The sequence below is a fragment of the Acinetobacter sp. genome (assembly GCF_036659555.1).
Taxonomy (GTDB): Bacteria; Pseudomonadota; Gammaproteobacteria; order Pseudomonadales; family Moraxellaceae; genus Acinetobacter.
On sequence record NZ_JAVXCI010000116.1, the window covers coordinates 1 to 7,866 of the forward strand.

5 protein-coding genes and 1 pseudogene are annotated in these 7,866 nt (G+C 49.4%); 1 reads left to right on the top strand and 5 read right to left on the bottom strand.

The window, feature by feature from the left end:
• Both RSA72_RS13080 and RSA72_RS13085 read right to left on the bottom strand, forming a co-directional pair.
• The coding region (locus RSA72_RS13080; protein ID WP_332633302.1) for a BapA/Bap/LapF family prefix-like domain-containing protein at positions 1-1,924 on the bottom strand (1,924 nt) is incomplete at its 3' end.
• Positions 1,925-1,968: 44 nt separating this feature from the next.
• Positions 1,969-2,823 carry an OmpA family protein gene (locus tag RSA72_RS13085; protein ID WP_332624283.1) on the bottom strand — a complete coding sequence of 285 codons (855 nt, stop codon included), beginning with the start codon at positions 2,821-2,823 and terminating at the stop codon, positions 1,969-1,971.
• Between the two features lie 663 nt (positions 2,824-3,486).
• On the opposite strand from RSA72_RS13085, the gene RSA72_RS13090 reads away from it, so the two are divergent.
• Positions 3,487-6,237, top strand: a complete 2,751-nt coding sequence (locus RSA72_RS13090; protein ID WP_443098292.1) for a TonB-dependent receptor domain-containing protein — start codon at positions 3,487-3,489, stop codon at positions 6,235-6,237.
• A gap of 127 nt (positions 6,238-6,364) precedes the next feature.
• Here RSA72_RS13090 and RSA72_RS13095 read toward each other — a convergent pair whose 3' ends face one another.
• From RSA72_RS13095 to RSA72_RS13105, 3 genes and pseudogenes are all read right to left on the bottom strand, one after another.
• Positions 6,365-6,943 (bottom strand): hypothetical protein, encoded by a 579-nt coding sequence (locus tag RSA72_RS13095; RefSeq protein ID WP_332624600.1) that lies wholly within the window; start codon positions 6,941-6,943, stop codon positions 6,365-6,367.
• A gap of 215 nt (positions 6,944-7,158) precedes the next feature.
• The gene (locus tag RSA72_RS13100) at positions 7,159-7,332 is read right to left on the bottom strand and encodes a hypothetical protein (RefSeq protein ID WP_332624601.1); all 174 of its coding nucleotides are present in this window, start codon (positions 7,330-7,332) and stop codon (positions 7,159-7,161) included.
• Between the two features lie 273 nt (positions 7,333-7,605).
• Positions 7,606-7,866, bottom strand: a pseudogene (locus RSA72_RS13105) (efflux transporter outer membrane subunit); the annotation flags it as partial.

Genomic DNA, 7,866 nt, shown 5'->3' on the forward strand with positions numbered 1-7,866 from the left:
CGTCCGCCGGCGTCAGCGCGGAGCTGTAGTTCCCGCTGCCGTCAGTCTTGACGGTCTTCGTCACGCTCACATCGCCGCCGGCCGCGTTCTTGCCGGTGATCGTCAGCACAACATCGGTATTCGGCGCAACGTCCGTTGTGCCGCCGGTGATGGCGCCTTGATCGGTGATGTCCACCGTGATCTTGCCATCAACACGGTCTAAGCCTTCGCTTTCGTTGCCTGGAGTCCCCGGATCATCAGCCTTGCCTGCGCCCAGCTTGTCTTCAGCATTGACCGGCTTGCCGTTGCGGTCTGCAGTTTCAGCCTTGACAGTTAAGCCGCCATCCGCAAAGCCTGCCGGTACTTGGGCTGTATAGCTGCCGTCCGGGTTGACTGTCGCTGTAACTGTAGTATCAACCAGTGGCTGGCCGTCTTTGTCCTGGCCGGTAATCGTCAGCTTCACTTCGCTGCCCGGCTTCACGTCCGCAGTGCCGCCAGAGATATTGCCTTTATTGTCCACTTTGACCGTGATTGCGCCGTCAACGCGGTCCAGGCCTACGCTTTCATCGTCTGGAGTCGCCGGATCATCAGTTTTGCCTGCGCCCAGTTTGTCTTCAGCATTGACTGGCTTGCCGTTGCGGTCTGCGGTTTCCGCTTTAACAGTCAAATCGCCATCTGCAAAGTTTGGCGGCACTTGGGCTGTATAGCTGCCGTCCGGGTTGACTGTCGCTTTAACTGTAGTATCAGCCAGCGCCTGGCCGTCTTTGTCCTTGCCGGTAATGGTCAGCTTCACTTCGCTGCCCGGCTTCACGTCCGCAGTGCCGCCAGAGATATTGCCTTTATTGTCCACTTTGACCGTGATTGCGCCGTCAACGCGGTCCAGGCCTACGCTTTCATCGTCTGGAGTCGCCGGATCATCAGTTTTGCCTGCGCCCAGTTTGTCTTCAGCATTGACTGGCTTGCCGTTGCGGTCTGCGGTTTCCGCTTTAACAGTCAAATCGCCATCTGCAAAGTTTGGCGGCACTTGGGCTGTATAGCTGCCGTCCGGGTTGACTGTCGCTTTAACTGTAGTATCAGCCAGCGCCTGGCCGTCTTTGTCCTTGCCGGTAATGGTCAGCTTCACTTCGCTGCCCGGCTCAATGTCTGCCGTTGTGCCGGTGATATTGCCTTTATTGTCTACTTTAACAGTGATCGAACCGTCTTCAAGGTCTAAGCCGCCTTGATCTGGTGTGTCCGGATCATTGTCATGGTCAGTCTTGCCCAGCTTATCTTCTGCTTTTACAGTATTGCCTTTTTGGTCTTGAACTTTAGAGTCTACCGTCAAGTCACCATCAGCCAAGTCTGCAGGAACCTTCGCTTCATAGCTGCCGTCCGCCTTGACTGTCGCTTCAACCTCTTTCGGTACCAGCTTTCCGTCTTTGTCTTTACCTGTGACCGTAATAATTACTTTTGTGCCGTCAGGAATATTTTCTGTTTTACCAGTGATCGTACCGTCTTTTTTAACTTGAACAGTATTTGTACCGCTTGGAGTACTTTCCTTTTTATCATTATTATTTACTGCAGCGGCCACACCGCCAATAACCGCAGCCCCAGCCAGCCATGGCAAAAGCGCGCCCAGCTTGCTGCCCGCTTCCGGCAGCAGAACTTCAAGCCCTGGAATATTTTGAAAGCCCGAAACGCCATCAAACCAATATAAAACGCAGCCATCTTCTTCAAAAACTAAATCTGAAGCGATATCTTCATGAACAACAAAGAAGTTTTCAATGACAACTACTTCTCCGCTTTTCAGCTTAAGCAGCAAATTGTTGCCGTCACGGACAAATTCAGCCACATCGTCACGCTTCATCTTTGTATGAACGATAGAAGCTTCAGTTAAAGTGATGCGTTCAGCATTGACCGCTGCTTTATTTAGAGAATCTTTTTCAATTACAACAAAATTAGCCATTATCCCACCTGAAAATTATATTTACTTGTCTCTTAAATTCTTAATTACTTTGCAATACCTGTAATTTCTACACTGACGCGGCGGTCCGGCTGCAAACATGCTTTAAGTGCTTCACGCTGTTTAACATTAAAGCAGCCATCTGTTACCGGCTGCTGCTTGCCCGCACTTGCAGTAGAGATGACATTTCCAGCGATGCCGTTCTGAACCAGAAGGCTGCGCACCGTATCTGCGCGGTTTTGACCTAGCTGATTGTTATAGCTGTCACTGCCTAAGCGGTCAGTGTGGCCAACCAGCTTGATTTGACGTACAGAAACAAAGCCTGTTGAAATTTGCGATGCCACGTTTAAGACTTCCTGGCGGCCTTTCGGAAGCAGGTCATTTAAAGATGCACCATTAAATTTAAATAGTGTATCCGCAGCTAAATCAATCGTTACAGTACGCTCAACAGGTGGAACAGCAGTTCCTGCCTTAGGCTTCACTTCGCACGCCAAAAGCTCTCCGCCATTTGAAATGAATGGCTTGCCTGCATCATTGACTGAAAGTACAAAATTATGGTCGGCCAGCTTTCCTACACTCAAATCCACATCACAGCTTTGACATGAATCAGCAGTGCAGCTTTTAACTTTAAAGTTATAAGTTTCCGGCTTTAATTTATAATTAGTTGAATTATTTATATGAAAGCTTCCTGCCTGGATACTGTCTATATAGAAGTCCAGAGGACAATTCTGCTTTTCTGCAGTATCCCCAGCGCAAAGCTTTTCATCCCTTTTTACATTGATTACCTGATTATTTCCTTGATCTTTTTCTTGAAAACGTAAATTTGACGGCTGTGAATACTGGTTAGATACACAAGCTGTCAACCCCATTGCAACAACCACTAAAAGCGGCAATTTACGCATAGAAATCACTCCTTAGTTTAGAAAATGTAATTATTCGTATGAAATTCTTTGTATAATACATAAAAAATATACAAAAAGCGCAAATATATGTGACATATTTCTCAAATATTTTCAAAATAAAATTAACAATCACATATCCAAAGAATTATGCATAAGAATTGCTTTTTATGCACCCCAAAATGATTGTATTTTAATCAATTGCCGTGCTGTATGCACGCCCATATTTGGGCTGAGAACAAGCTAACCTGAAAGAAACAGTAAAAAGAATAGGCAACTGCCAGCTCTGGTTTGAGCTGTCCAAAGCCAGCCAGCATAATTGAGCGCTGCGCATTGCAAAGTTTATAGCGGCCATTTAACCGCTGAGCAAAGCATATTCAGGTTTAGAATTTCACCGCAGAGCTTTCTCTGCTTAACCTCTGCCGCGCCAGCCTTGCATTAAGGCATGGCAGCCACCTATCTTTGATGCCTCAGCGGCGCCTGATTCAATGATTTAACCGCTATATGCGCAGATCACAACTTTATCAAATGATAATAATTATCATTTATATTTTTGTTTGCATATTGTATAGTACTTCCGCTTTATTTCAATATTATGAATAAATTATGGAAAAAATTTACACACCGCAGCATTTTTACCGCAGCATATTATGCTGTTCAGTTCTTATGGCATTACTCTCCCCGCATACCCACGCAGAAGAACAGGGGCAAGTTTTGCCCACCCTGAAAATTGCTGTGGCAGGCGCGCCTGAAGCGTACAAGTCAGGCAATATGGATATTCCCCGCACCGAAGATGATGTCCAAGCCTATACCATGATTGAACGCGAAGAAATTGAACGTTCCAGCGCAACAACCGTCACCGAACTGATCACTAAACTGCTGCCGATGGCGACCTCGGCCAATAATTCAGATTTTTTCAGTTCCACATCCAGCCAGATTAATTTAAGAGGCTTGGGCGCCAGCCAAACACTGGTGCTGATTAATGGCCGGCGCAGCGCAGGCACCGGCAACCGCGGCGCATCGGAAGCCACTGACCAGCCCAATTTAAATAATATTCCGCTGGCCGCTATTGAGCGGATTGAAATCTTGCCGACCTCCGCCGCGGCAATTTACGGCAGCGGCGCGGTCGGCGGCGTGATTAACGTGATTCTGCGCAAGGACTATGCCGGCACGCAAATTGACCTGCGCTACGGCGATACCACGGACAATCAGCAGCCGGCCAAATCGGTCAATCTGGTTTCAGGCTTTGCGCTGGAAGGCGGGCGCACCCATGTCATGATTACCGCCGCTAAAAAGCAACAGGACAGCCTTTTGGCCGGCGAACGCAGCTGGGACAGCAAAGCCCGCCAGAACATCTTAAAAAATAATCCAGACTCTATTTACGGCAGCAGCAAAGGCGCTGCAAATAGCCCGCCTGCAGGCCATTTAACCAATATCCGCAGCAAAGACGGCTCAGAGTTAATGCCGGGCTGGGGTTCATCTATGGCCCATATTCCCCAAGGCTGGGATGGAAATACCGCCAATTTAGGGCAAGGCTACGCGCTCGGATTAGGTTCCGGCATTAGCAACTATTCAGCGCAGAGCGCGCTTTTAAAGGAAACGTCCACAGAGTCTGCAGGCATTTCCCTGAACCGCGATTTTACCGACCGCCTGAATGTATTTCTCGAAGCCAATTATGACCGGGAAAAAGGCGAAGCTTTAGATGTTTCACCGCATGGCTACGGTGTGGTGACCATGAGCAAGAACAACCCGCACAATCCCTTTGGCAAGGATATTCTGGTTAACTACCCTGTGAGCCTGAACGGCCAAAACCGCTATGACACCTTTGAAACTACGCAGAAGAAAGCCGCCGCCGGCTTCACCTTTGACCTGACGCCGCGGTGGATTCTTTCCGGCGATTATGCATGGAGCCAATCCGATATCCGCATTCAGTATGCGCGTAAAGGCCGGGTCAACCCGAAAGCCAGCGCATGGGACAGCGAGCTGGACTCAATTGATTTTCTTGAAGACTACACTACAGCTGCAACCGATATCTTCAGCAAATACTGGAACTACCCGGTCACCCATACCCAGCAGACCCTGCATGACATGTCTTTGCGCGCCACCGGCCCGGCTGCTTCATGGTATGCGGGCGACATTCAATTGGCGACAGGCATTGAGCACCGGCGCTATAACAGTGAAGGCTATGCAGAACATGCCTCAGTTGACAACCCGTGGATCAAGCCGACTGAGCGCCAGTCAACAGCCAGCAGCGCCTACGGTGAATTCAATATTCCGCTGATTTCGCCGCAGCTGAATCTTCCATTTGCCAAGTCGCTGGATATCCAGCTGGCAGGCCGCTATGAACGCTTTGCAGTAGAGTCAGATACGCCGCAGTATGAGCTTGACCCTGCAACCAAATACAAATCCAAATTTTTAGGCTATAAGCATTCGAATGCCAGCAAATATGACGCCCTTACCCCAATGGTCGGTTTCAAATTTGCGCCGAATGATCAGCTGATGTTCCGCGCATCCTACAGTGAAGGTTTTGTCACCCCAAGCGTGGGGCAGATTTCTGAAGCAACGTCTTCACAGGTCAGCAATGCCAACTTAAAAGACCCTGTAACCGGCAAAACCGTCACATCCTATGAATCCATTTCAGGCGGCAATCCGGACATCACTCCTGAAAGCTCTAAAAGCATCAATGCCGGCATCGTCTTAACGCCGGAATTTATTCCAGATTTGCGCTTATCTGTAGATTATTACCAGATCAAGAAAAGCAACAACATCAGCTCAATTAGCGCCCAGTATATTCTGGATAACCTCGGAGCATACGGCAGCCGGGTAAAACGCAATGCCAATGGCGATGTGGCTTCAATTGACACTACGCCATTCAATGCGCTGGATTTAAAAACCAGTGGCATTGACACCAGCTTAAGCTATAAGTTTGACAGTGCAGTTGGCGACCTGAATTTTAATCTGGGCTATACCTATGTTAAAGAATATATTCAGCAAAGCAATTTGCAGGACCCTGCCAAGGATTTTGTCGGCATTGTTGGCGGTTCCGATGATGCGCCACTGAAGCGCCGCGCCAATGCCTCAGTTCATTTGCAGGCCAATGATACCTGGGGCTTCGGCTGGGCCACGCAGTACTATAGTTCTTATAATATGACCAATGCCGCGGCAATTTTAAACCAGACAGGCACAGCCGCCAAAACGCTGAAAATTGATGACCAGATTTACCATGACATTTACGCCACAGCTAAGCTCCCGATGCAGTATTTCGGCGGCAAGCTGGATAGCGCGCAGCTTGGCTTCGGTGTCAGCAACCTGTTTAATGACTACACTGTCGATATGTCAAGCAGGCAAGGCTATCTGAGCAAATACAGCGATGTCCGCGGACGACAGTACTATTTGAATCTGAAGTTTTCTTTTTAATCAATCAAGTTAATGATTATCATTTAAACATTATACATGATAGCAGCTGCGCTATTTTCATGCAGTGATTTTCAGCGGGCGGCTGCCCACTGAAAATGAAAAGCCAAGCATGCAAGCGCCGCTGCGCTTAATGAACAGGTATCATCAAATGCTGATAAGGCGTTCCCGGCCACATCACATAAGGCGCTGCGGTATCGGGCTGGGCCATTTTCGGATACATGTCATAGAAGCTGGCGTCAGCGCCGACAATCATCACATGCGGGCCGGTCTTAAGCCAGTGATTGCTGGCGCTGGGCTTCACAGCATAAGGATCTACATTGCTGGCATCGGTGCCGCCCTTCAGCATATACATCAGGCCGATTTTTCCCGCTGCCGGGGTTTTATGGCCAATCCAGGCTTCTGCCCACTTCATGGCTGCCTGATCCATGCACATTGGGTCAGGGCCTGGCGTTGCAGGGTTGTCGGGCATGCAGGTAAAGCCGTTGCGCCCTTTGCGCAGGGTGCGCATCTGGCCCTTGGCATCTATGACTACAATCGCAGCCATAGCGCCCACTTTTTGCGGCGCTGCGCTCATTGCGCTGGCAATCGCATTATGATCGGCTGCCGAATGGCCGCCTTTGGCCTCCATGGCATGATCAGCAGCGGACACGGCTGACGCGGACAGGATACCCCATCCGGCAATGATCAAGACTTTCAGAAAATTCATAGCATCTTCTCCAAACAGGAGGCTGCGTTTGTTGCGCCTAAGGCCTGAATCCGCCCGCATCACCGCGTTTGCAGGAAAAACCGTCAGGCGCAAATTAGATCAGGAACGGCAGCGCCGGCCTCTTAGGGATAGGGTTTACGGAATCTGTGCAGGAAGACTGCTGGAGCTTGAACTGGATGGCGCAAGCCCATGCTTCGCCCAAGCCATTGTCTTGCTTAAGCCTCAGCCTGCTGAAAATTCAGCATTGGATTTGATTCAAAGCACTGCTGCGCCATCAGCAGGCTGCGGATGGCGCCCGGTTTTAAAACGATAAGCGCTGCATTTAAATCAGCCGCTTCAGCTTTTGCCTGCAGGCAATTGAACTGAAAATGATGCACCGTATTTAACATGAATAGATGCCTGAAAGCGGCAGGCGGCATTCTTATCTCAACTTGAATATTTTCTGTCCAGAGGACTGCAGCGTCAATATGCTGTACCACAATCCACAGATTTCATAACAAAAAAAATTATTAGGACACAATAGTTTACAGCCTTAAAATAACTGTATAACCAATCACTTGCACTTCATCACAGCTGACTGTGCATACTATTGAAGCGCCGGGCGGCCCGGCTGCGGATGAATCCTGAGCTTTTTCCCAAAACCGGCACGGCAGCGCCGCGTATTAAGAATAATTTCCGCCTAAAGCCGCAATCAATTGTGCTGTATTTTTAAGCTGCAGCTGCTTAAGCGCTAAGGCGGCCTGTTCAGCCTGCAGCCGCAAATTCTGCGCGCTCACCACTTCCAGATAGCTGACCAGGCCGGCGCTGTAGCGCCGCGCAACGGCCCGCTCATTTTCCACAGCCAGCGCAGATAATTTAGCCTGCTCTGTCTGCTGCTGCCTGAAACTGGCAGACTGCATCAGCGCATCCTCCACTTCTTTCCA